This is a genomic window from Streptomyces sp. NEAU-174 (assembly GCF_052665095.1).
In genome coordinates, this window is the sequence record NZ_JBQTCE010000002.1 from 1061760 (window position 1) to 1083240 (window position 21481).

The 21481-nt window shown below is 71.4% G+C and carries 20 protein-coding genes; 6 read left to right on the top strand and 14 right to left on the bottom strand.

Translation table 11 applies throughout. The annotated features are described in order from the left end of the window. The first annotated feature begins 102 nt into the window (after positions 1-102). The 4 genes from ACT2CW_RS09265 to ACT2CW_RS09280 are packed head-to-tail and all read left to right on the top strand — an operon-like array spanning position 103 to position 3702. Positions 103-975 (top strand): ABC transporter ATP-binding protein, encoded by an 873-nt coding sequence (locus tag ACT2CW_RS09265; RefSeq protein WP_445516205.1) that lies wholly within the window; start codon positions 103-105, stop codon positions 973-975. Beyond that, positions 972-1832 carry an ABC transporter permease gene (locus ACT2CW_RS09270; RefSeq protein WP_182469673.1) on the top strand — a complete coding sequence of 287 codons (861 nt, stop codon included), beginning with the start codon at positions 972-974 and terminating at the stop codon, positions 1830-1832. Before ACT2CW_RS09265 ends, ACT2CW_RS09270 begins: the two co-directional genes overlap by 4 nt. Beyond that, a complete protein-coding gene (locus ACT2CW_RS09275) occupies positions 1790-3085 on the top strand; it encodes a sensor histidine kinase (RefSeq protein WP_445516206.1) in 1296 nt (431 codons plus the stop codon). The genes ACT2CW_RS09270 and ACT2CW_RS09275 overlap by 43 nt, the downstream gene beginning before the upstream one ends. Beyond that, complete coding sequence (locus ACT2CW_RS09280) at positions 3082-3702, top strand: response regulator (RefSeq protein WP_445516207.1); 621 nt, start codon at positions 3082-3084, stop codon at positions 3700-3702. Before ACT2CW_RS09275 ends, ACT2CW_RS09280 begins: the two co-directional genes overlap by 4 nt. A gap of 96 nt (positions 3703-3798) precedes the next feature. Here the strand turns inward: ACT2CW_RS09280 and hisS are convergent, their stop codons facing one another. Further along, positions 3799-5061, bottom strand: coding sequence for a histidine--tRNA ligase (hisS, locus tag ACT2CW_RS09285; protein WP_164425010.1), 1263 nt, complete (start codon positions 5059-5061; stop codon positions 3799-3801). Positions 5062-5074: 13 nt separating this feature from the next. After that, on the bottom strand, positions 5075-5791 hold the full coding sequence (locus ACT2CW_RS09290) for an MBL fold metallo-hydrolase (protein ID WP_445516208.1): 717 nt from the start codon (positions 5789-5791) through the stop codon (positions 5075-5077). Positions 5792-5943: 152 nt separating this feature from the next. Here ACT2CW_RS09290 and ACT2CW_RS09295 point away from each other — a divergent pair, with 152 nt between their 5' ends. Both ACT2CW_RS09295 and ACT2CW_RS09300 read left to right on the top strand, forming a co-directional pair. After that, the gene (locus ACT2CW_RS09295; protein ID WP_414082019.1) at positions 5944-6807 is read left to right on the top strand and encodes a peptidylprolyl isomerase; all 864 of its coding nucleotides are present in this window, start codon (positions 5944-5946) and stop codon (positions 6805-6807) included. Between the two features lie 209 nt (positions 6808-7016). Further along, positions 7017-8246, top strand: a complete 1230-nt coding sequence (locus tag ACT2CW_RS09300) for a DUF349 domain-containing protein (RefSeq protein WP_445516209.1) — start codon at positions 7017-7019, stop codon at positions 8244-8246. 118 nt (positions 8247-8364) lie between these two features. Here the strand turns inward: ACT2CW_RS09300 and ACT2CW_RS09305 are convergent, their stop codons facing one another. From ACT2CW_RS09305 to ACT2CW_RS09360, 12 genes are all read right to left on the bottom strand, one after another. Then, positions 8365-10896: a RelA/SpoT family protein gene (locus tag ACT2CW_RS09305; protein WP_445516210.1), complete on the bottom strand. Its 2532-nt coding sequence runs from the start codon at positions 10894-10896 to the stop codon at positions 8365-8367. Positions 10897-11113: 217 nt separating this feature from the next. Next, positions 11114-11710 carry an adenine phosphoribosyltransferase gene (locus tag ACT2CW_RS09310; RefSeq protein ID WP_233361499.1) on the bottom strand — a complete coding sequence of 199 codons (597 nt, stop codon included), beginning with the start codon at positions 11708-11710 and terminating at the stop codon, positions 11114-11116. Between the two features lie 17 nt (positions 11711-11727). Further along, the gene (gene secF, locus ACT2CW_RS09315; protein ID WP_164425000.1) at positions 11728-12849 is read right to left on the bottom strand and encodes a protein translocase subunit SecF; all 1122 of its coding nucleotides are present in this window, start codon (positions 12847-12849) and stop codon (positions 11728-11730) included. A 1-nt stretch (position 12850) separates the two neighbouring features. Beyond that, a complete protein-coding gene (secD, locus tag ACT2CW_RS09320; RefSeq protein ID WP_445516211.1) occupies positions 12851-14647 on the bottom strand; it encodes a protein translocase subunit SecD in 1797 nt (598 codons plus the stop codon). Between the two features lie 150 nt (positions 14648-14797). Continuing rightward, on the bottom strand, positions 14798-15367 hold the full coding sequence (yajC, locus tag ACT2CW_RS09325; RefSeq protein WP_164424996.1) for a preprotein translocase subunit YajC: 570 nt from the start codon (positions 15365-15367) through the stop codon (positions 14798-14800). Between the two features lie 273 nt (positions 15368-15640). Further along, positions 15641-16729, bottom strand: a complete 1089-nt coding sequence (gene ruvB / locus ACT2CW_RS09330) for a Holliday junction branch migration DNA helicase RuvB (RefSeq protein ID WP_086884085.1) — start codon at positions 16727-16729, stop codon at positions 15641-15643. Between the two features lie 67 nt (positions 16730-16796). Beyond that, positions 16797-17420 carry a Holliday junction branch migration protein RuvA gene (ruvA, locus tag ACT2CW_RS09335; protein WP_037951608.1) on the bottom strand — a complete coding sequence of 208 codons (624 nt, stop codon included), beginning with the start codon at positions 17418-17420 and terminating at the stop codon, positions 16797-16799. Next, positions 17417-17950 carry a crossover junction endodeoxyribonuclease RuvC gene (gene ruvC / locus ACT2CW_RS09340; protein ID WP_445516212.1) on the bottom strand — a complete coding sequence of 178 codons (534 nt, stop codon included), beginning with the start codon at positions 17948-17950 and terminating at the stop codon, positions 17417-17419. Before ruvC ends, ruvA begins: the two co-directional genes overlap by 4 nt. A gap of 148 nt (positions 17951-18098) precedes the next feature. After that, positions 18099-18851 (bottom strand): YebC/PmpR family DNA-binding transcriptional regulator, encoded by a 753-nt coding sequence (locus ACT2CW_RS09345; RefSeq protein ID WP_037951606.1) that lies wholly within the window; start codon positions 18849-18851, stop codon positions 18099-18101. Between the two features lie 154 nt (positions 18852-19005). Further along, positions 19006-19626, bottom strand: coding sequence for a pyridoxal 5'-phosphate synthase glutaminase subunit PdxT (gene pdxT, locus ACT2CW_RS09350; protein ID WP_445516213.1), 621 nt, complete (start codon positions 19624-19626; stop codon positions 19006-19008). Between the two features lie 91 nt (positions 19627-19717). Continuing rightward, a complete protein-coding gene (gene pdxS / locus ACT2CW_RS09355; protein ID WP_078559159.1) occupies positions 19718-20638 on the bottom strand; it encodes a pyridoxal 5'-phosphate synthase lyase subunit PdxS in 921 nt (306 codons plus the stop codon). Between the two features lie 247 nt (positions 20639-20885). Next, positions 20886-21443, bottom strand: coding sequence for a hypothetical protein (locus ACT2CW_RS09360; protein WP_445516214.1), 558 nt, complete (start codon positions 21441-21443; stop codon positions 20886-20888). Between the last annotated feature and the right edge of the window lie 38 nt (positions 21444-21481).

Consider the following 21481-nt stretch of genomic DNA (forward strand, 5'->3'; position numbering starts at 1 on the left):
TTATCACGGTCATGCCATGGTGCCCTGTCCCCCGTTCGGAGGACATAAGACGGGCCTCCCGGTCGTCCCCGGGACCGGCACGGCACCGGCACGCTCAGGGGCATGGCAGACGAAGCGGTACGGGTGCGCGGCCTGCGCAAACGCTATGGCGCGGTGACCGCGCTGGACGGCGTTGACCTGGGCATTCGGCAGGGTGAGGTGTTCGGCGTCCTGGGCCCCAACGGGGCGGGCAAGAGCACGACGGTGGAGATCCTCCAGGGCCATCGGAGCCGGGACGCGGGCGAGGTCACGGTGCTGGGCCGGGACCCCGCCGCCGGGGGACGCGAGTGGCGGTCCCGAATCGGCGTCGTTTGGCAGGATGAATCCGCCCCGGCCGAGTTGACGGTGCACGAGACCGTGCGCCATTTCGCCCGCTACTACCCCCGGCCGCGCGACCCCGATGAGGTCATCGGCCTGGTCGGGCTGGAGGACAAGGCGGGCAGCCGGATCAAGGCGCTGTCGGGCGGTCAGCGGCGCCGGCTGGATGTGGCCCTCGGTGTGATCGGCGGTCCGGAGCTGCTGCTGCTGGACGAGCCGACGACCGGCTTCGACCCGGCGGCGCGGCGCCGGTTCTGGGAGCTGATCCGGCGGCTGGCCGACGAGGGCACCACGATCGTGCTCACCACGCACTACCTGGACGAGGCGGAAGGGCTGTCCGACCGGCTGGCGGTCATCGCCGCGGGCAAGGTCGTGGCCGAGGGCGCGCCCGCCGAGCTGCGCGAGCGGCACGGCGGCCGGGCGACGGTCCACTGGAACGAGCCCGGCGGCGGGGCGCGCCGGGAGGAGACGGAGACCCCGACCCGTACCGTCGCGGAGCTGATGGGCCGCTTCGACGGGGAGATCCCGGGGCTGCGGATCTCCCGGCCGACCCTGGAGGACGTCTATCTGCGGCTCACCGGACAACTCGACGAGCAGCCCGGGGAGGGCGCGCGATGACCACCACGACCACCACCTCCGCCACCGCCCGACGCGCCTCCGGGGCCGCCCCCGGGCGGCTGCCCGGCGCCTGGACCCTCGGGCTGCACCGGGGCGTCCTCGAGCTCAGGCAGTTCTTCCGCCGGCGCGAACAGGTGGTCTTCACCTTCGCCTTCCCCATCGTCTTCCTGGCACTGTTCGCCTCGATCTTCCGGGACGACGTGCGGGGCGCGGGCGTGACCGCCTCCCAGCTGTACGCCGCGGCGATGATCGCGTCGGGGGTGATGTCGACCAGCTTTCAGTCGCTGGGTGTCTCCATCGCGCTCGAACGGGACGAGAAGGTGCTGCGGCGGCTGCGCGGGACGCCGATGCCTCCGGCCGCGTACTTCCTCGGCAAGCTGTGGCTGGTCCTGGTCTCCGGGATCGCCGAGACGGTGCTGCTGCTGATCGTCGGCGCGGCGCTCTTCGACCTCGATCTGCCCACGGGCGCGGCCACATGGCTCACCTTCGCCTGGGTCTTCGGCCTCGGGCTGACCGGCTGTGCGCTGCTGGGCATCGCGATCAGCAGCGTCCCGCGTTCGGGCAAGAGCGCCACCTCGGTGGTCGTTCTGCCGTTCCTGGTGCTCCAGTTCATCTCCGGCGTCTTCATCTCGATCGACACGCTGCCCGACTGGATGCTGACCGTGGGCGCGCTCTTCCCGCTGAAGTGGATGTGCCAGGGATTCCGCGGGGTCTTCCTGCCGGACTCGGCGGCCGTGCTGGAGCAGGCGGGCTCCTGGGAGTACGGACGGATCGCCCTGGTGCTGGGCGCGTGGTGCGTCGGAGGATTGGTGCTGTGTCTGCTGACCTTCCGCTGGAAGAACCGCCGGGACGGCTGAACGCACCGGCCGGCCCGCGCGATCCGGACGTGTACCACCGCACCTATCGCCGCTGGGACGTCTATTTCGCGATCGTCTTCGCGGCCACGTTCCTGTTCGTCCTGGGCGGATCGGATCCCGGGCCCGGACTGCGCGCGGTCGCGGCGGCCGTCTTCGCCGCGACCGCGCCGTGGTACGTGCTGGTCGGCCGGCCGGCGCTGCTCGCGGAAGCCGAGGACAAGCCCCGCGCGGTGGTCTATCTGGTGGGCCTGTTCCTGCTGTTCGTGGTGCCGTCGGCGCTGGTCGGCGAGGTCCGGGTCGCCATCTTCGCGCTGACGCCGCAGTGCTTCATGCTGCTGCGGATGCGCAGGGCGCTGATCGCCGTCACCGTGATCAATGTCGTCCCGGTGATGGTGTGGGCGCTCGTGGAGCGGCCGGATGCCGGGGATCTGTTCTTCAACTCCCTCTTCGCGGCCGTCTCCTGGGCCTTCTCGCTGCTCATCGGCAGCTGGATCATCATGGTTCTCCAGCAGAGCACCGAGCGCGCCCGGCTGATCGCCGAACTGGAGGCCAGTCGCGAGGAGGTGGCCCGGCTGTCGGCCGCGCACGGCGCCCTCGCGGAACGGGAGCGGCTGACCCGGGAGATCCATGACACCCTCGCTCAGGGCTTCACCAGCCTGTTGATGCTGGTTCAGGCGGTGGAGTCGGAGCTGGACCACGATATGCCGCTGGCCCGCCGCCACCTGGGCCTCATGGCCCGTACGGCCCGGGAGAACCTCGCGGAGGCCCGGGCGCTGGTCGCCGGGGTGGGCCCGGCGGACCTGGACGGCAGTTCGCTCCCCGACGCGCTGCGGCGGCTGGCCGCGCGGCACGGCGAACAGACCGGCGCCCCGGCCCGCGTCGAGGTCTCGGGGGCGGCCCGGCCACTGCCCGCCGCCGTGGAGGTGGTGGCGCTGCGCGGCTGCCAGGAGGCGCTGGCCAACGCCCGCCGGCACGCGGGGCCGGGCGCCGTGGTGACCATCGCGCTCGGCTACGGCGAGGACGCGCTGCGGCTGCGGGTCCGGGACACCGGCCGCGGCTTCGACCCGGGCGCCCCGCGCGAGGGCTACGGCCTGTCCGGGCTGCGCGCACGGGCGGGCGAGGTGGGCGGCACGGCTCGGGTGACCGCCGCCCCGGGCGAGGGCACGACGGTCGAGCTCGAACTGCCCGTCCGGCCGCCCGTCCCGTCCCCCCATCCCTCCCGGCCGACGGTACGAACGAGGAGCGCACGGTGATCCGGATCCTGATCGCGGACGACCACCCGGTGGTGCGGGAGGGGCTGCGCGGCATGCTCGGCGCCGAACCCGATCTGACGGTCGTCGGCGAGGCGGACAGCGGCCCGCGGGCGGAGGCGCTGTGCGCCTCGCTGCGGCCCGAGGTGGTGCTGATGGACCTGCGGATGCCGGACGGCGACGGGGTGGAGTCCATCGCCCGGATGACCGCCGCCGGGCTGCCGTCCCGGGTGATCGTGCTGACCACCTATGAGACGGACGGGGACATCCTGCGCGCGGTGGAGGCGGGTGCGGCGGGCTATCTGCTCAAGGACATGCCCCGCGCCGAGCTGGCCGAGGCCGTGCGTGCCGCCGCGCGCGGCGAGACGGTGCTGGCCCCGTCCGTCGCCGCGCGGCTGATGGACCAGCTCCGCGACCGGCCCGAGCGTCCCCGCCTCTCCGAACGGGAGACGGACGTGCTGCGGCTGGTGGCGGAGGGCTGCACCAACGCGGAGATCGGCCGCCGTCTCTTCATCGGCGAGTCGACGGTGAAGACCCATCTGCTGCGGGCCTTCGGCAAGCTGGGCGTGGCCGATCGCACCGCTGCGGTCACCAGCGCGATGCGGCTGGGACTGCTGTAGGAAGCGGCGAAGGGAGCCCGGGGGCGTTCCCCGGGCCCCCTTTGAGGCTCACTCAGGCGAGGTTTGAGTCTCCCTCAGGCGCGTTTTGAGGCTCCCTCAGGCAAGGCGTGCGCGGACCGCCTCGACCACCTCGGTCAGCGGCACCGGGGACTGCTCGCCGGAGTCCATGTCCTTCAGCTGGACCACGTTCTCGGCGAGGTCGCGCTCGCCCGCCACGATCGTGTAGCGGGCGCCGCTGCGGTTGGCGGCCTTCATGGCGGCCTTCAGGCCCTTGCCGCCGTAGGCGAAGTCCGTGGCGACGCCCGCCGTACGGAGCTCGCCGACCAGGCCGAAGAGGACCTTGCGGGCCTCCTCTCCCAGCGGTACCGCGAAGACGCTGACCGCGGCCGGGAGGTTCAGCTCGACGCCCTCGGCCTCCAGCGCGAGCACCGTACGGTCCACGCCGAGCGCCCAGCCCACCGAGGGCAGGGCCGGGCCGCCGATCATCTCGGACAGGCCGTCGTAGCGGCCGCCGCCGCCGACCGCGGACTGGGAGCCCAGGCCGTCGTGGACGAACTCGAAGGTGGTGCGGGTGTAGTAGTCCAGGCCGCGCACCAGCCTCGCGTCGTCCTCGAAGGCCACGCCCCGCGCCGTGATCAGCTCGCGGACCTCCGCGTGGTAGGCCTTGCACTCCTCGCACAGGTAGTCGCGCAGCAGCGGGGCGTCGGCCAGCTGCGCGCGCACCGCCTCGCGCTTGTCGTCCAGCACCCGCAGCGGGTTGATCTCCACACGCCGCCGGGTGTCCTCGTCCAGGTCCAGGGCGCGCAGGAAGTCCTGGAGGGCGGCCCGGTAGACGGGGCGGCAGGTGGCGTCGCCCAGCGAGTTCAGCAGGATGCGGAAGTTCCGCAGCCCGAGCGAGCGGTAGGCGTCGTGGGCCAGGACGATCAGCTCGGCGTCAAGGGCCGGGTCCTCGGCGCCGATGGCCTCCGCGCCGACCTGCGAGAAGTGGCGGTAGCGGCCCTTCTGCGGGCGCTCGTAGCGGTAGTACGAGCCCGAGTACCAGAGCTTGACCGGCAGCGATCCGGCCTTGTGGAGATTGGCCTCCAGGGCGGCGCGCAGCACCGAGGCGGTGCCCTCGGGGCGCAGCGCGAGCTCGTCGCCGCCCTTGGTGGTGAGGGTGTACATCTCCTTGGTCACGATGTCGGTGGACTCGCCGACGCCGCGCGCGAAGAGCTCCACGTTCTCGAAACCGGGGGTCTCGATGTAGCCGTAGCCGGAGCGCCTGAGCGGTGCGGCGATCGCCTCGCGCACCGCGAGGTAGGTCGCGGAGGCCGGCGGGATCAGGTCATACGTGCCCCGGGGGGCTTTGAAGGTGCTCAACGGAAGTCTCTCGTCACATTCCTCGTCGCGGAGCCGGGCGCCGGGCGCCGTCTCCCAGGCCGGCGGCCACCTCGCGCAGATACGGGTTGGTGGCGCGCTCACGGCCGATGCTGGTCTGGGGGCCATGGCCGGACAGCACCACGGTCGAGTCGTCGAGCGGCAGGACCACACGGGCCAGCGACTCGAGGATCTCGGCGTGATCGCCGCCGGGCAGATCGGTGCGTCCGATGGAGCCGGCGAAGAGCAGATCGCCCGAGAAGAAGACGGACGGGATGTCCGCCTGCTCGGGCATCTGGAACGTCACCGACCCCTTGGTATGGCCCGGGGCGTGCGCGACGGTGAGCTCCAGGCCCGCCAGCTTCAGCTCGGCGCCGTCGGCCAGCTCCTTGACGTCGTCCGGCTCGCCCACGGTGAGTTCACCCATCAGCGGCATCCCGATGGAGCGCCCGAAAGCCTTCTCGGGGTCGCTCATCATGAAGCGGTCGGCCGGGTGGATCCAGGCCGGTACGTCATGCGCGCCGCAGACCGGGACGACCGAGGCGACATGGTCGATGTGGCCGTGGGTGAGGACGACGGCGACCGGCTTGAGCCGGTGCTTGGCGACCGCCTCCGCGACGCCTTGGGCCGCCTGGTGGCCCGGGTCGATGATCACGCACTCCTCACCGGCGGCGGGGGCGACCAGATAGCAGTTGGTCCCCCAGGCCCCGGCGGGGAACCCGGCAATGAGCACGATCGTCCTTAGAAGTCGTCCGGTGGAAGATTGTCGGCGGCTTCAGAGCCTACCGGCGGCGCCCCGGCCACAGCGAACCCGTATACGGTACGGCCGAGCCCTCGTACACAACAGCATTACACCGACGGCACACGCCATGAGGAGACGACCCGGTGGTCAGTAACGAGCAGCGGCGGAGGCAACTCGCCCGGGAGAAGTACCTTCGGCAGCAGCAGCGGCGCGAAACCGCCCGGCACAAGTCGCGCCAGCGCAATGTGGTGATCGCCGCCGTGCTGGCCGTGGTCCTGGCCGGCGGCGGTGCCGTCGCGGCCACGGGCGCGCTGTCCGGGAAGGACAAGGACAAGAAGGACGACGCCGCCTCCTCCGCCACTCCCTCGGCCGCCCCCACCAGCAAGGCGCCCGACCCCTGCGCCAAGGAGGCGAAGGCGGTCGCGGACAAGAAGCCGAAGAAGATGTCGTGGAAGAAGGAGCCGGCGGTCACGATCGACAAGTCGGCCTCCTACACGATGAAGCTCGAGACGACCTGCGGGGACATCTCCGTGACCATGGACGCGGGCAAGGCGCCGCACACGGTCAACTCCTTCAGCTTCCTGGCGGGCAAGGGCTACTTCGACCACACCAAGTGCCACCGGCTGGTGAACCAGGGGATCTACGTGCTCCAGTGCGGTGACCCGCAGGGCACCGGCGCGGGCGGCCCCGGCTACACCATCCCGGACGAGAACCTCAAGGACGCCTCGATCAAGGGCGGCAAGTACCCGGCCGGGACCGTCGCCATGGCCAACCAGTACAACCCGCAGACCAAGAAGGGCCGGAACACCGGCGGCAGCCAGTTCTTCCTGGTCTACAAGAAGAGCGACCTCCCGCCGGACTACACGCCCTTCGGCACCGTGGACAAGGCCGGGATGAAGGTCCTGTCGAAGATCGCAGGCGCCGGGGCGGCTCCCCCGGACCAGACGATGAACACCGCCCCGAACGCCAGCGTGGTGATCAACAAGGCGACGGTCGGCAAGTCCTGAGGTCGCCGGGCTCGCGTACTGCGAAATTTCGGTCGCGCAGGATACGGACAGCCGGGGCACCGGTCGCCTATGTTGGCGTTGTGTAGGGTGCCTGGCCCGATGGCCGCCACCCTGATATGAGACCGGCCAGGGCGTATCCCGGCCGGAAGAAACTGTGGACGATGCCCGCGGGCCGCGCGCCCGCCCCGGCATCATGTGGAGGAGGCGCTGTGAGCAGCGAGCCTTGGGGCCGCGTCGACGAGGCGGGGACCGTGTACGTGCGTACGGCCGACGGGGAGCAGGTCGTCGGATCGTGGCAGGCGGGATCGCCGGAAGAGGCCCTCGCCTACTTCGAGCGCAAGTACGACGGTCTGGTCGTCGAGATCGGCCTCCTCGAGCGCAGGGTCAAGACCACCGATCTGTCCGCCAAGGACGCGACCGCGGCCATCGAGCACATCCGCCGGCAGGTCGACGAGCATCATGTGGTCGGCGATCTGGACGCGCTCAGGAAGCGGCTCGACAAGCTCGCCGGGGAGGTCGAGGTCCGCCGCGAGCAGCGCAAGGCGGCCAAGGCGGTCCAGGCCGACGAGGCCCGCAGGGCCAAGGAGGACCTGGTCGCCGAGGCCGAGCAGCTGGCCGCCAGCGAGCAGTGGCGGGCCGCCGGGGAGCGGCTGCGCGCCCTGGTGGACACCTGGAAGGGCCTGCCCCGGCTGGACCGCAAGACCGACGACGAGCTGTGGCACCGCTTCTCGCACGCCCGCTCGGCCTTCTCCAAGCGGCGCAAGGCGCACTTCGCGGCCCTGGACGCCCAGCGCGAGGAGGCCCGGCAGACCAAGGAGAAGCTGGTCGCCGAGGCCGAGGCGCTCTCCGACTCCACCGACTGGGGTCCGACCGCGGCGCGGTACCGGGAGCTGATGTCGGACTGGAAGGCCGCGGGCCGCGCCCAGCGCGAGTCCGAGGAGGACCTGTGGAACCGCTTCCGCGGTGCGCAGGACGTCTTCTTCCAGGCCCGTAGCGAGGTCTTCGCGGAGCGTGACGCCGAGCAGCGGGAGAATCTCACCCGTAAGGAGGAGCTCGTCGTCGAGGCCGAGAAGCTGCTGCCGATCTCGGACCTGAAGGCGTCCCGCGCGGCCTTCCGGTCGATCAACGAGCGGTGGGAGGCCATCGGCCATGTGCCGAGGGACGCCCGCGCCCGTATCGAGGGCCGGATGCACGCGGTGGAGCGCGCCATCCAGGACGCCGAGGAGACGGAGTGGCGGCGGACCAACCCCGAGGCGCGGGCGCGCGCCGCGGGGCTCACTGGCCAGCTCCAGGACGCCGTAGACAAGCTGCGGTCCCAGATCGACGCCGCCCGCGCGGCGGGGAACAATGCGAAGGCCGACAAGCTCTCCAAGGAGCTCGAGGGCCGGCAGGCGCTGCTGGACCAGGCGCTGAAGGGCCTCCAGGAGTTCGGCGGCTGAGCGCGCGCTGATCCGCCATACGGCGGCGGCCCCCGGTGCGAAGGCGCCGGGGGCCGCCGCCGTCGAGTGCTCAGCGGATCCCCTCAGCGGTCCCCCTCAGCGGATCAGCGGCGCGTCCTCAGCGGGCGCGGGCCGAGGTGACCCGGTAGACGTCGTAGACGCCCTCCACGCCGCGTACGGCCTTCAGGACGTGGCCCAGGTGTTTGGGGTCGCCCATCTCGAAGGTGAAGCGCGAGGTGGCCACCCGGTCGCGGGAGGTCTGCACGGCCGCGGAGAGGATGTTGACGTGCTGGTCGGACAGCACCCGGGTGACGTCCGACAGCAGCCGGGACCGGTCCAGCGCCTCGACCTGGATGGCCACCAGGAAGACCGACGACTGGGTGGGCGCCCACTCCACGTCGAGGATGCGCTCGGGCTGCTGGGAGAGCGAGTCCACGTTGACGCAGTCGGCGCGGTGCACCGAGACGCCGCTGCCGCGGGTGACGAAGCCGATGATGGGGTCGCCGGGCACCGGCGTACAGCAGCGGGCCAGCTTGACCCACACGTCCTCGACGCCCTTGACCACCACGCCCGGATCGGCGCTGGAGCGGCGCTTGGTGCGGCGGATGGGCGGGGCGGTCTCGGCGATGTCCTCGTTGGCGGCCTCCTCGCCGCCGAGCGCCTGGACGAGCTTCTGCACCACGTTCTGCGCGGAGACATGGCCCTCGCCGATCGCCGCGTAGAGCGCGGAGATGTCGGGGTAGCGCATCTCATGGGCGAGGGTGACCAGCGAGTCGCCGGTCAGGATCCGCTGGATGGGCAGGTTCTGCTTGCGCATCGCCCGGACGATCGCGTCCTTGCCCTGTTCGATGGCCTCGTCGCGGCGCTCCTTGGAGAACCAGGCGCGGATCTTGTTACGGGCGCGCGGCGACTTGACGAAGCCCAGCCAGTCGCGGGACGGCCCGGCGCCCGCGGCCTTGGAGGTGAAGACCTCCACCAGGTCGCCGTTGTCCAGGGTGGACTCCAGCGGGACCAGCCGCCCGTTGACCCGGGCGCCGATCGTACGGTGGCCGACCTCGGTGTGCACGGCGTAGGCGAAGTCGACCGGGGTGGCACCGGCCGGAAGCGCTATGACATCGCCCTTGGGCGTGAAGACGAAGACCTCGTTGCGCGAGAGGTCGAAGCGCAGGGACTCCAGGAACTCGCCCGGGTCCTCGGTCTCCTTCTGCCAGTCCAGGAGCTGCCGCAGCCACGCCATGTCGTTGATGGCGTCGTCCTTGCCCGCCCTACGGGGCACATCGGTGCGCACCTTGGAGGCGCCCGCCACCGCCTCCTGCTTGTACTTCCAGTGCGCGGCGATGCCGTACTCGGCGCGGCGGTGCATGTCGAAGGTGCGGATCTGGAGCTCGACCGGCTTGCCGCTGGGCCCGATGACCGTCGTGTGCAGCGACTGGTACATGTTGAACTTGGGCATCGCGATGTAGTCCTTGAACCGCCCGGGCACCGGGTTCCACCGCGCGTGGATGGTCCCGAGCGCCGCGTAGCAGTCGCGGACGGTGTCGACGAGGACCCGAATGCCCACCAGGTCGTAGATCTCGGCGAAGTCGCGGCCGCGCACGATCATCTTCTGGTAGACGGAGTAGTAGTGCTTCGGGCGGCCGGTGACGGTCGCCTTGATCCGCGCCGCCCGCAGATCGCCCTGGACCTGGTCGGTGACGACGGCCAGGTACTCGTCGCGCTTGGGGGCCCGCTCGGCGACCAGCCGCACGATCTCGTCGTACATCTTGGGGTAGAGGATCGCGAAGGCGAGGTCCTCCAGCTCCCACTTGATGGTGTTCATGCCCAGGCGATGGGCGAGCGGGGCGTAGATCTCGAGGGTCTCGCGGGCCTTCTTCTCCTGCTTCTCCCGCTTGAGGTAGCGCATGGTGCGCATGTTGTGCAGCCGGTCGGCCAGCTTGATCACCAGCACCCGGGGGTCCCGGGCCATGGCGACGACCATCTTCCGCACGGTCTCGGCCTGGGCCGCCTCGCCGAACTTGACCTTGTCCAGCTTGGTGACGCCGTCCACGAGCAGGGCGACCTGGTCGCCGAAGTCGCGGCGCAGGGTGTCCAGGCCGTACTCGGTGTCCTCGACGGTGTCATGCAGCAGCCCGGCCATCAAAGTGGCCGGATCCATACCCAGCTCGGCGAGGATCGTGGTCACCGCGAGGGGGTGGGTGATGTACGGATCGCCGCTCTTGCGCTTCTGGCCGCGGTGCCAGCGCTCGGCCACCTGGTACGCGCGCTCGATCTGGCGCAGCGTCGCGGCCTCCGCCTTGGGGTCGTTGCCGCGCACGATGCGCAGCAGCGGCTCCAGCACCGGGTTGTACGGGCTGGAGCGCTGGACGCCGAGGCGCGCCAGCCGGGCCCGGACGCGGTTTGACGAGCCCGAGCGGGGCGCGGGGCTCTGTACGGGGCGCGCGGGGGGCGTGGTGGCGGGCAGGCTGCTGCCGCGGCCAGCGGCGGGCTTCGGGCTGGTCTGCTCGGGGCCGCGCCGGGCCGCGCCGTCACCGCTGTTCCTGGGCGCGCCTGGGGCCGCCGTCGGCTCGGCGGCGGTGGGCGCGTCCGGCTGTGCGGAGGGGTTTCCGCCCGGACGGACTTTGGGCGAGAGCGGCTGGGCCTCGTCTGGCAAGAGCACTCCTAGCGGTCCGGACCCAAGAAGGTCGGGCTGCCATGGTATCGATCCCGCCACTCCGCTTGCCTCTCGACCGCCAAGCCGGGCATGACGGAGGCATGGGACGGCATGGCGGAGGGCGGGGACCCGCGGTGCGCGTCCCCGCCCTCCGGCGGTCCTCCCGGCCCGGTGTACGGGCCCGTAAGCCCGGCCCAGACCGTGATCGGGGCCTCGCTCAGACCGTGATCAGGGCCTCCAGCGGGGCGCTGTCGAGCGAGCCCAGCAGCCGGTCGCGGCCGTCGAGGAAGCCGAGCTCCAGCAGCACGGCGACCCCGGCGATCCGGGCGCCGGCCCGCCGGATGAGCCGCAGGGACGCCTCGGCGGTGCCGCCGGTGGCCAGCACGTCGTCGATCACCAGCACCCGGTCGCCGGGCTCCAGCGCGTCGGCGTGTATCTCGATCTCGGCCGTGCCGTACTCCAGCTCGTAGGCCTGGGCGAGCGTCGCTCCGGGGAGCTTGCCGGCCTTGCGGACCGGTACGAAGCCGATTCCGGCGCGGACGGCGGCCGGGGCGGCGAGGATGAAGCCGCGTGCCTCCAGGCCCACCACCTTGTCCGCCCGGTGCCGCAGGCACAGCTCGGCGAGCGCCTCGGTGAGCGCGCCGAAGGCCGCGGCGTCGGCGAGCAGCGGGGTGATGTCCTTGAACATCACGCCGGGCTTGGGGTAGTCCGGCACGTCCTGGATGCGGCTGAGCAGCAGGGTGCGCAGCTCCTCGGCGGAGGCTCCGCCGAATCCGTCCGGGCTGCCCGGCGTGGTCTCCGTCGTCTCCGTCATCTCTCAGACTCCCCCGCTCAACGCCGCTTGCCGGACGGCCGGCCGCGCCCCCGGTTACGGGAGGCGGGCTGGCGGCGCTGGCCGACGACCCCGGCGGGGGCCGCGGCGGCGTCCTCCAGGGCCGGGCCGTCGTCCTCCTCGGAGGCCGAGTCGGCCGGCTCGGCCTTGGCGGCCGCGGCGCGCTTGGCCTTCACCCGCTTGGCCAGGGACTTCATCCTCGGGTCGCGCTCCTTCAGATCGGCGACCAGCGGGGTCGCGATGAAGATCGAGGAGTACGCACCGGCGGCGAGGCCGACGAAGAGCGCGAGGGAGATGTCGTTGAGCATGCCCGCACCGAGCAGACCGCCGCCGATGAACAGCAGCGCGCCGACCGGCAGCAGCGCCACGACCGTGGTGTTGATGGACCGCACCAGGGTCGAGTTGAGGCTGCGGTTGGCGATCTCGCTGTAGGTGAAGCGGGTCTGCTTGGTGATGTCCTTCGACGCTTCCTTGAGACCGTCGAAGACCACGACGGTGTCGTAGAGCGAATAACCGAGGATCGTCAGCAGACCGATCACGGTGCCCGGGGTGACCTCGAAGCCGACCAGCGCGTAGACACCGACGGTGATGGTGAGGTCGTGGATCAGGGCGACCAGGGCGGCCAGCGCCATCCGCCATTCGAAGGCGATGGCGAGATAGATCACCACCAGCACCATGAAGATCGCCAGACCCTGCCAGGCCTTGCTGGCGATCTGCTCGCCCCAGCTCGGGCCGACCAGCTGGGTGTCGATCTTGTCGGTCTTGACGCCCAGCTCCTTGGCGAGCTGCTCCTGGACCGGCAGCGCCTCCTTGGTGCCCAGCTCGCTGATCTGGATCCGCAGCCCGCCGCGGCCGAGCTCCTGGACGACGACGGTGTGGCCGCCGGAGGCGTCCTCGGCGGCCTGGCGCACATCGGTGCTGGAGACCTTGGTGTTGGGGGTCGTGAAGACCGCGCCGCCGGAGAACTCGATGCCCATGTTCAGGCCGCGCACCGCCAGGCCCACGATGGCCGTGATGGTGATCAGTATCGAGATGCCGTACCAGATCTTCCGCTTGCCGACGAAGTCGTAACCGACCTCGCCTCGGTAGAGCCTGGCGCCGAGAGTGCCGAGTCGCGACATCTCACGCCTCCTTCGTGTCGGCGGGGCCGGGGCGGGCGGAACGGCGGCGGCGCAGCGGCGGCGTGGCCCCGAGGCGCTTGGGGTCGAGGCCGGACCACGAGTGGCCGCTCCCGAAGAACGGGCGGCGGGCGAGGATCGTCATCAGCGGCTTGGTGAAGAGGAACACCACGGCGACGTCGAGCAGCGTGGTGAGCCCCAGGGTGAAGGCGAAGCCCTGCACCTTGCCGACGGTGACGATGTAGAGCACCGCGGCGGCCAGGAAGGACACGAAGTCGGACACCAGGATGGTGCGCCGGGCCCGCGGCCAGCCGCGCTCGACGGCGGGGCGCAGCGAGCGGCCCTCCCGGATCTCGTCGCGGATCCGTTCGAAGTAGACGATGAACGAGTCGGCGGTGATACCGATGGCCACGATCGCGCCGCAGACCGCCGGGAGGTTCAGCGCGAAGCCGATGCCCGGGCCGAGCAGCACCATGATCGTGTACGTCAGGATCGCGGAGACGCCGAGGCTGGCCATGGCCACGAGGGCGAGACCGCGGTAGTAGACGACCAGGTAGATCACGACGAGCGCGAGGCCGATGGCACCGGCGATCAGACCGGCGTCCAGCTGCTCACCGCCGAGCGCGGCGGAGACGGTGGTCTCGTCGGCGATGTCGAAGGACAGCGGGAGGGCGCCGAAGGACAGCACGTTGGCCAGGTCCTCGGAGCTCTGCTGGGTGAAGCCGCCGGAGATGGTGGCCCGGCCGCCGGTGATGGCGCCCTGGGTGACCTCGGGGTCGGAGACGACCTCGCCGTCCAGGACGATCGCGAAGCGGTTCTGCGGGGACTGCTTGGCGTTGAGCTCACCGGTGGTCTTGGCGAACTTCTTGGAGCCCTTGCCGTTGAAGTCGAGCTGGACGATCCAGCCCGCCCCGTTCTGGCTCTCGAAGACCGCCGAGGCGTCGTCCACGTCGGTGCCCTCGACCTCGGAGGGGCCGAGGACGAACTTGGCGTCGCCCTTCTGGCTGCACGCCAGCACCGAGTCGGTCGGCTTGGCGTTGGCCGCCTTCTCGGCCGCCGCGGCGCGTCCGGCCGGCTTGGTGCAGTCCAGCTTCGCGAACTCCTTGGCCAGCTCTTCCTGGCTGTTGGAGCCCGAGGGGCTCTTGGACGGGTCGGGCTTCGGGGTCTTCGACGGCGAGGGGCTCCCGCTGGGCTTCTCGTCGGCCTTCAGGCCCTTGGAGAGGGCCCGCCCCTGGGTGCTGGGGCTGGCGGAGGAGGACGAGGAGGCCGATGACGAGGCCGACGGGGTGCCGGACGGCTTGCCGCCCTTGTCGTCGCCCTTGTCCTGGCCCTTGCCGCTGGCGCTGGCGGACGGGCTGGGGGTGGAGTTGGGCTTCTCGGGGGTCTTCTGGCCGCTGGTGGTCGTGACCACCGGCCGGAAGTAGAGCTGGGCGGTGGTGCCGACCTGCTGCCGGGCCTGCTTCGCGTTCGTCCCCTTGGGGATGTTCACGATGATGTGCTTCTCGCCCTGCGTCTGGACCTCGGCCTCGGACACACCCAGACCGTTGACCCGCCGCTCGATGATCCCCACGGCGGTGTTCATGTTGTCCGTGTTGATCGCGTTGGGCTTGCCCGGCTGGTTCTTGGCCTCCAGCGTGAAGCTGGTGCCGCCCGCGAGATCGATACCCAGTCGCGGCGTGGTGTGACCGGAGACGAACATGCCTCCGGTCAGCGCCGCGATGGCGATCAGGATGACGGCCAAGGGGCGCCCTGGCCTGCCCTGTGACCCGGAGGACCTGCGGCCCTTCTTCGGTGCTGCCACCTTCTCGTATCTCCCTGTCCAACCGCCCCGCATCGGGTGCGCGCGGGGCGGCACGAAGTCTTGTGGGGACAAGCCCCCGCCGGAGCCTAGACCGTCCAGGGAACCGCGGCGCACCGATCGAGGGCGCGCCGCGGTTCCCGGGTGACGGACTTACTTCGCGTCGGTGCCGCCGTCCCGCTTGTCGTCCTCGGAGGCGCCCGCCGCGGCGGCGGCGTCGTCCTTGCCGAGGTCGATCTTCTTGACGTCCGTCTCCCCGGCCTCGTCGTCCGCCTCGTCGGCCGCGTCGGCCTTCTCGGCCGCGTCGTCGGTCTTCTCGGCCTTGTCGGCCTTCTCGAGCCCGACCTTGTCGGCGGACGAGTCGGCGTCGGCCGCCTCGGTCAGCGAGGAGGCGTCGTCGGGAACGACAGGGGTGTCGTCGGCAGCGTCCTCTTCGGGGTCGATGCCGTGCACCACGCGGTTGTACTCGTCGTCCGGCAGGACGGCTCCCACCGCGTTCTTCGCGTAGATCGCGTGCACGCCGGGGGCCACCTCGAGGAGGACCGTGTCGTCGTGGACCTCCTTGACCGTCGCGTACATGCCGCCGATGGTCCGCACGCCGGACCCCGGCTGCATCTCATTGCGCATCGACTGGGCCTGGCGCTGCTTGTTCTTGGCCGAACGCGTCATCAGGAACATGGCCCCGATAAGCACGATGAACGGCAGGAGAGTCACGATATTCACGGGACGGAAATTCCTTCACACGACCGCGGGGAGCGGCCTGGTCTACGGGGGTGGGTATACCGCACAGTGAGCGGACGGCATACGGACGGCATCGGCGGAGTCTAAGCGAGCCCACGCCAATGGAACAACGCCCGGCGCGGTACCGGGGTTCCTGACCCCGCCATTATTGGTCCTCTACGCCATGATGCAGGGTAAGCGAGCGCTTATGCCTTGCCACGGCCCGTTCGGCCCGTCATGGCACGTCGTACGCCATCATGCCGCGTCCCCGGCTCGTCATGTCTCGAAGAGGCCCGCCTGACCGCCGGCGGCGGTCTGCGGCGGTGGGGTGAGCCCCATATGCGCCCAGGCCGCCGGGGTGCCGATCCGCCCCCGGGGGGTACGGGCCAGCAGCCCCTCCCGGACCAGGAAGGGCTCGGCGACCTCCTCCACCGTCTCACGCTCCTCGCCCACCGCGACCGCCAGGGTCGACAGGCCCACCGGGCCACCGCCGAACAGCTTGAGCAGGGCGCTGAGCACCGCCCGGTCCAGCCGGTCCAGGCCGCGCTCGTCCACGTCGTAGACGGCCAGGGCGCTGGCGGCGATCTCGCGGGTGATCAGGCCGTCCGCCTTGACCTGGGCGTAGTCGCGCACCCGGCGCAGCAGACGGTTGGCGATCCGGGGGGTGCCGCGGGAGCGGCCCGCGATCTCGGACGCGCCCTCGGGCTCGATGGTCACGTCGAGCAGCCCGGCGGAGCGGTGGATGACCCGCTCCAGCTCGGCCGGGGCGTAGAACTCCATATGGCCGGTGAAGCCGAAGCGGTCGCGCAGCGGGGGCGGCAGCAGCCCGGCCCGGGTGGTGGCGCCGACCAGCGTGAACGGCGGCAGCTCCAGCGGGATGGCGGTGGCCCCGGGCCCCTTGCCGACGATGACGTCGACGCGGAAGTCCTCCATCGCCATGTAGAGCATCTCCTCGGCGGGCCGGGACATCCGGTGGATCTCGTCGAGGAAGAGCACCTCGCCCTCGGTGAGGGAGGAGAGGATCGCGGCCAGGTCGCCCGCGTGCTGGATGGCGGGTCCTGAGGTGATCCGGATCGGGGCGCCCATCTCGGCGGCGATGATCATGGAGAGGGTGGTCTTGCCCAGTCCGGGCGCGCCGGAGAGCAGTACGTGGTCGGCGGTGCCGCCGCGCTGCCGGGCCGCCTTGAGCACCAGGTCCAGCTGCTCGCGGACCCGCTCCTGCCCGACGAACTCGCCGAGGTCCTTGGGGCGCAGCGCGGCCTCCACCGCCTGGTCGTCGCCGTCGGCGTCGGCGCCCACCAGCCGGCCGCCCGCGCCGGACGGGGCGTCGTCGGCGGTGGCCGGTGGGGTCTCGTCCCAGTTCACTGCGTTTCGCCTCGCGATGTCGTCTTCGGTGGTGCCGCCGGTCGCGGCCTGCCGCGGCCGCGGTGGCTCACCGTGTGCGGTTCAGGGTCTGGAGGGCGGCCCTCAGCAGCTGTGCCACCTGGGGCGTACCGCCCGCGGCCATCGTCTCCTCGGCCCGCGGGGTGACGGCGGCCACCGCCTCGTCGGCCTCCCGGGTGGCGTAGCCGAGGCCGACCAGCGCGGTGTGCAGCTGGTCGCTCCAGCCGGGCGCGGCCGCCGAGCGGGCGCCGGGCACGGCGGAGCCGCCGAGCGGCTCGCCGAGCCGGTCCTTGAGCTCGAGCAGCAGCCGCTGCGCCCCCTTCTTGCCGATGCCGGGGACGGCGGTGAGCGCCTTCTCGTCCCCGGTGGACACCGCGAGCCGCAGCGCGTCCGGGGAGTGCACTGCCAGCATGGCCTGGGCCAGCCGGGGGCCGACCCCGCTGGCGGTCTGGAGCAGCTCGAAGACCTGGCGCTCGTCGTCGTCGGCGAAGCCGTAGAGGGTCAGCGAGTCCTCGCGGACGACGAGGGAGGTGGCCAGCCGGGCCTGCTGGCCGACGCGCAGCCCGGCCAGGGTGGCCGGGGTGCACTGGACCGCCATCCCGACCCCGCCGACCTCGATCACGGCGGTGTCCGGGGCGACGGCCGCCACCGGACCGGAGACGAACGCGATCATGAGGTACGGCCTTTCGTGATGCGGTGGGCGGCGACGGCCTGCTGGAGGCGGTTGGTCGCGGGGGCCCGCCAGATGTGGCAGATGGCGAGCGCCAGCGCGTCGGCGGCGTCGGCCGGTTTGGGCGGTGCGTCCAGCCGCAGCAGCCGGGTGACCATCGAGCCGACCTGCGCCTTGTCGGCGCGCCCGGATCCGGTGACGGCCGCCTTGACCTCGCTGGGGGTGTGCAGCGCGACCGGCAGCCCGCGGCGGGCCGCGCACAGCATGGCGACGGCGCTGGCCTGGGCGGTGCCCATGACGGTGCGGACGTTGTGCTGGCTGAACACCCGCTCCACGGCGACGAATTCCGGTCGGTGGGCGTCCAGCCACTCCTCGATGCCGCGCTCGATGAGGACGAGCCGGTCGGCGGTCACGGCGTCCGCCCCGGTCCGTATGACGCCGACGCCGAGCATCCGCAGCGGGCGGCCCGCGACCCCCTCGACCACGCCGACGCCGCACCGGGTCAGCCCCGGGTCCACGCCCAGCACACGCACCGCGCCCCTCCCCTCACCGCGCTTCGGTCACCTGTTCCTGCGCAGGCTAGCGGCTGCCGCCGACAACACCCGCGGACAACGCCGACGGGCCGGTGGGGTGCTGCCCCGCCGGCCCGTCCCTTTCGTCGACCGCCGTGCCGATCCGCCGTCAGGCGTCCACCTTGGCCATGACCTCGTCGGAGACGTCGAAGTTGGCGAAGACGTTCTGCACGTCGTCGCTGTCCTCGAGAGCGTCGATCAGCTTGAAGATCTTGCGCGCGGCGTCTTCCTCGAGCTGGACCTGCATCGTGGGCACGAAGTTGGCATCGGCCGAGTCGTAGTCGATGCCCGCCTCCTGGAGGGCGGTGCGGACCGCGACCAGGTCGGTGGCCTCGCTGATGACCTCGAAGGACTCACCGAGGTCGTTGACCTCCTCGGCGCCCGCGTCCAGGACCGCGCCCAGCACGTCGTCCTCGGTGAGCTCGCCCTTGGGGACGATGACGACGCCCTTGCGGTTGAACAGGTACGACACGGAGCCCGGGTCGGCCATCGAGCCGCCGTTGCGCGTCATGGCGACGCGGACGTCGGAGGCCGCGCGGTTGCGGTTGTCGGTCAGACACTCGATGAGGACGGCCACGCCGTTGGGGCCGTAGCCCTCGTACATGATCGTCTCGTACTCGGCGCCACCGGCCTCCAGACCGGCACCACGCTTGACCGCGCTGTCGATGTTCTTGTTCGGAACCGACTGCTTCTTCGCCTTCTGGATGGCGTCGAAGAGCGTCGGGTTGCCCTCCGGATCGGCACCGCCCATCCGGGCCGCGACCTCGACGTTCTTGATCAGCTTCGCGAAGAGCTTGCCGCGCTTGGCATCGATCACGGCCTTCTTGTGCTTCGTCGTAGCCCATTTAGAGTGGCCGGACATCCGCCTGTCTCCTTCGCGTAACCCATTGCTGTACGAACGCCTGAGATCCTACCGGGATCGGCCCAGCCTGCGGCGAGGTCTCCCGCCCCCACTCTCCACCGAGCGCTATGCGCGCCGCCCCCTCCCGTCTCCCGCCACCACCCTCAACGGAGCGCTACGCGCGCCGCACCATCTCCACGAAGAGCCGGTGGACCCGGTGGTCGCCGGTCAGCTCGGGGTGGAACGAGGTCGCCAGGACATTGCCCTGCCGGACGGCGACGGTGTGCCCGTCGAACGTCGCGAGCACCTCGGCGCCGCCGCCCACGGACTCGACCCACGGCGCGCGGATGAAGACCCCCTCGACCGGGCCGTCCTCGATCCCCTGGATCTCGACCTCGGCCTCGAAGGACTCGTTCTGACGGCCGAAGGCGTTACGGCGCACGATCATGTCGATGCCGCCGATGGTCTCCTGGTCGTCCCGGCCGTCGAGGATCTTGTCCGCGAGCATGATCATGCCCGCGCACGTACCGTACACCGGCATCCCGGCCCTGACCCGCTCGCGCAGCGGCTCCAGCAGCCCGAAGATGATCGCCAGCTTGGACATGGTGGTCGACTCGCCCCCGGGGATCACCAGGGCCGCGACCTCGGCGAGCTCCTCGGGCCTGCGGACCTGCCGGGGGGCGGCCCCGGCCGCGGTGAGCGCGGCGAGATGCTCGCGGACATCGCCCTGGAGGGCGAGCACACCGATCACGGGGGCGTCGGCGGTGGACGTAGCCGGTATGGACGACGTAGTCACGGAAGCGAAGACCTCTCGAACGTCAGGGGCACCACGCGCCGGGCCGGCGGGCCGGGGCGCGTGGTGCCATGTGGTGCCGTACGGGCGCCGGTTACCAGCCGCGGCTGGCGTAGCGCTCGGACTCGGGGAGGGTGTCGCAGTTGATGCCGACCATGGCCTCGCCGAGGTTCCGGGACGCCTCCGCGATGACCTTGGGGTCGTCGTAGAAGGTGGTGGCCTTCACGATCGCGGCGGCGCGCTTGGCCGGGTCGCCCGACTTGAAGATGCCGGAGCCCACGAACACGCCCTCGGCGCCGAGCTGGCGCATCAGCGCGGCGTCGGCCGGGGTGGCGACGCCACCGGCGGAGAACAGCACCACCGGCAGCTTGCCGGTCTGCGCGATCTCGGCGACCAGCTCGTACGGGGCGCGGATCTCCTTGGCGGCCGCGTAGAGCTCATGGTTGTCCAAGCCGCGCAGCCGGGCGATCTCGCCCTTGATCTGGCGCAGGTGGCGCACGGCCTCGACGACGTTGCCGGTACCGGCCTCGCCCTTGGAGCGGATCATGGCCGCGCCCTCGGCGATCCGGCGCAGCGCCTCGCCCAGGTTGGTGGCTCCGCAGACGAACGGGGTGGTGAAGGACCACTTGTCGCTGTGGTTGACCTCGTCGGCGGGGGTGAGCACCTCGGACTCGTCGATGTAGTCGACGCCGAGCGACTGGAGCACCTGCGCCTCGACGAAGTGGCCGATCCGCGACTTGGCCATCACCGGGATGGAGACGGCGTTGATGATGCCCTCGATCATGTCCGGGTCGGACATCCGGGCCACGCCGCCGTCCTTACGGATGTCGGCCGGCACCCGCTCGAGGGCCATGACCGCGACGGCTCCGGCGTCCTCGGCGACCTTGGCCTGCTCGGGGGTGACGACGTCCATGATCACGCCACCCTTGAGCTGCTCGGCCATACCGCGCTTGACGCGGGCGGTGCCGGTCGCGGGGGCGTCGGAGTTGGACGTGCTGGCGGGCGTGATGGACACGGTTTGACCTCACTCGATAATGAAAAGTGCGATGAGCCCATCGTAGGGCCGTTCGATACCGGTACATGACCCGGCCATCCGGTCCAGGTCATGAGTGTGTGTGCTACACGAATGACAAAACCGCGTCGGGGCGGGGATCGACAAGGGCCAATCAAAGGCCGGTGGCTCGAAGCGACCGGTTAATCCTCGGTATGCGAAGGGCGGTCGGCGCCTCGGCACGGACGGGCGCCCCTCGGCGCGGGGCTCGTCAGCGCTCGGCCTCCTCGGAGCCCGGCACCCGCCCGAGCGCCGCCGGTGGCTCGTCGTCCATCTCGAAGGCGAGCGGGAACGGAGCGTGGCCCGCCAGCCGGAACCAGCGCACCATCCGATGGCGGCGCAGCGCCCGCGCCGCGCGCACCGCGTCGTTGTGGAACCGCCGGGCCATCGGCACCCGCCGCACCGACTCCGTGAGCTCCCCCAGCGCCTCCTCGCCGCCCGGCGCCTCCCGTACCGCCTCGGCCTGGGCGCTGTCCTCGAAGACGGCCCGCAGCGCCTGGCTCAGCTCGCTCTCGGCGACCTCGCGGTGCTCCTCCTCGGCCTGCCGGGCGGCGTGCGCGGCCTGGTACAGCACGATCGAGGCGGCGGGATCGAGCACTCCGGCGGTGGCCAGCTCCTGGGCGACGGAGGCGCGCCGCAGCAGCTGCGCGTCCAGCGCGGCCCGCGCCGCGTCCAGACGGCTGTGCAGCCGGTCGAGGCGTCCCGCGGTCCAGCTCAGGTAGAGGGCGATGACGACCAGTGCGACCGCGATCCAGATCAAGGTGCTCACGGCCCGCCACGCTACCGCCTGCGGCCCCCGAAGTCCGG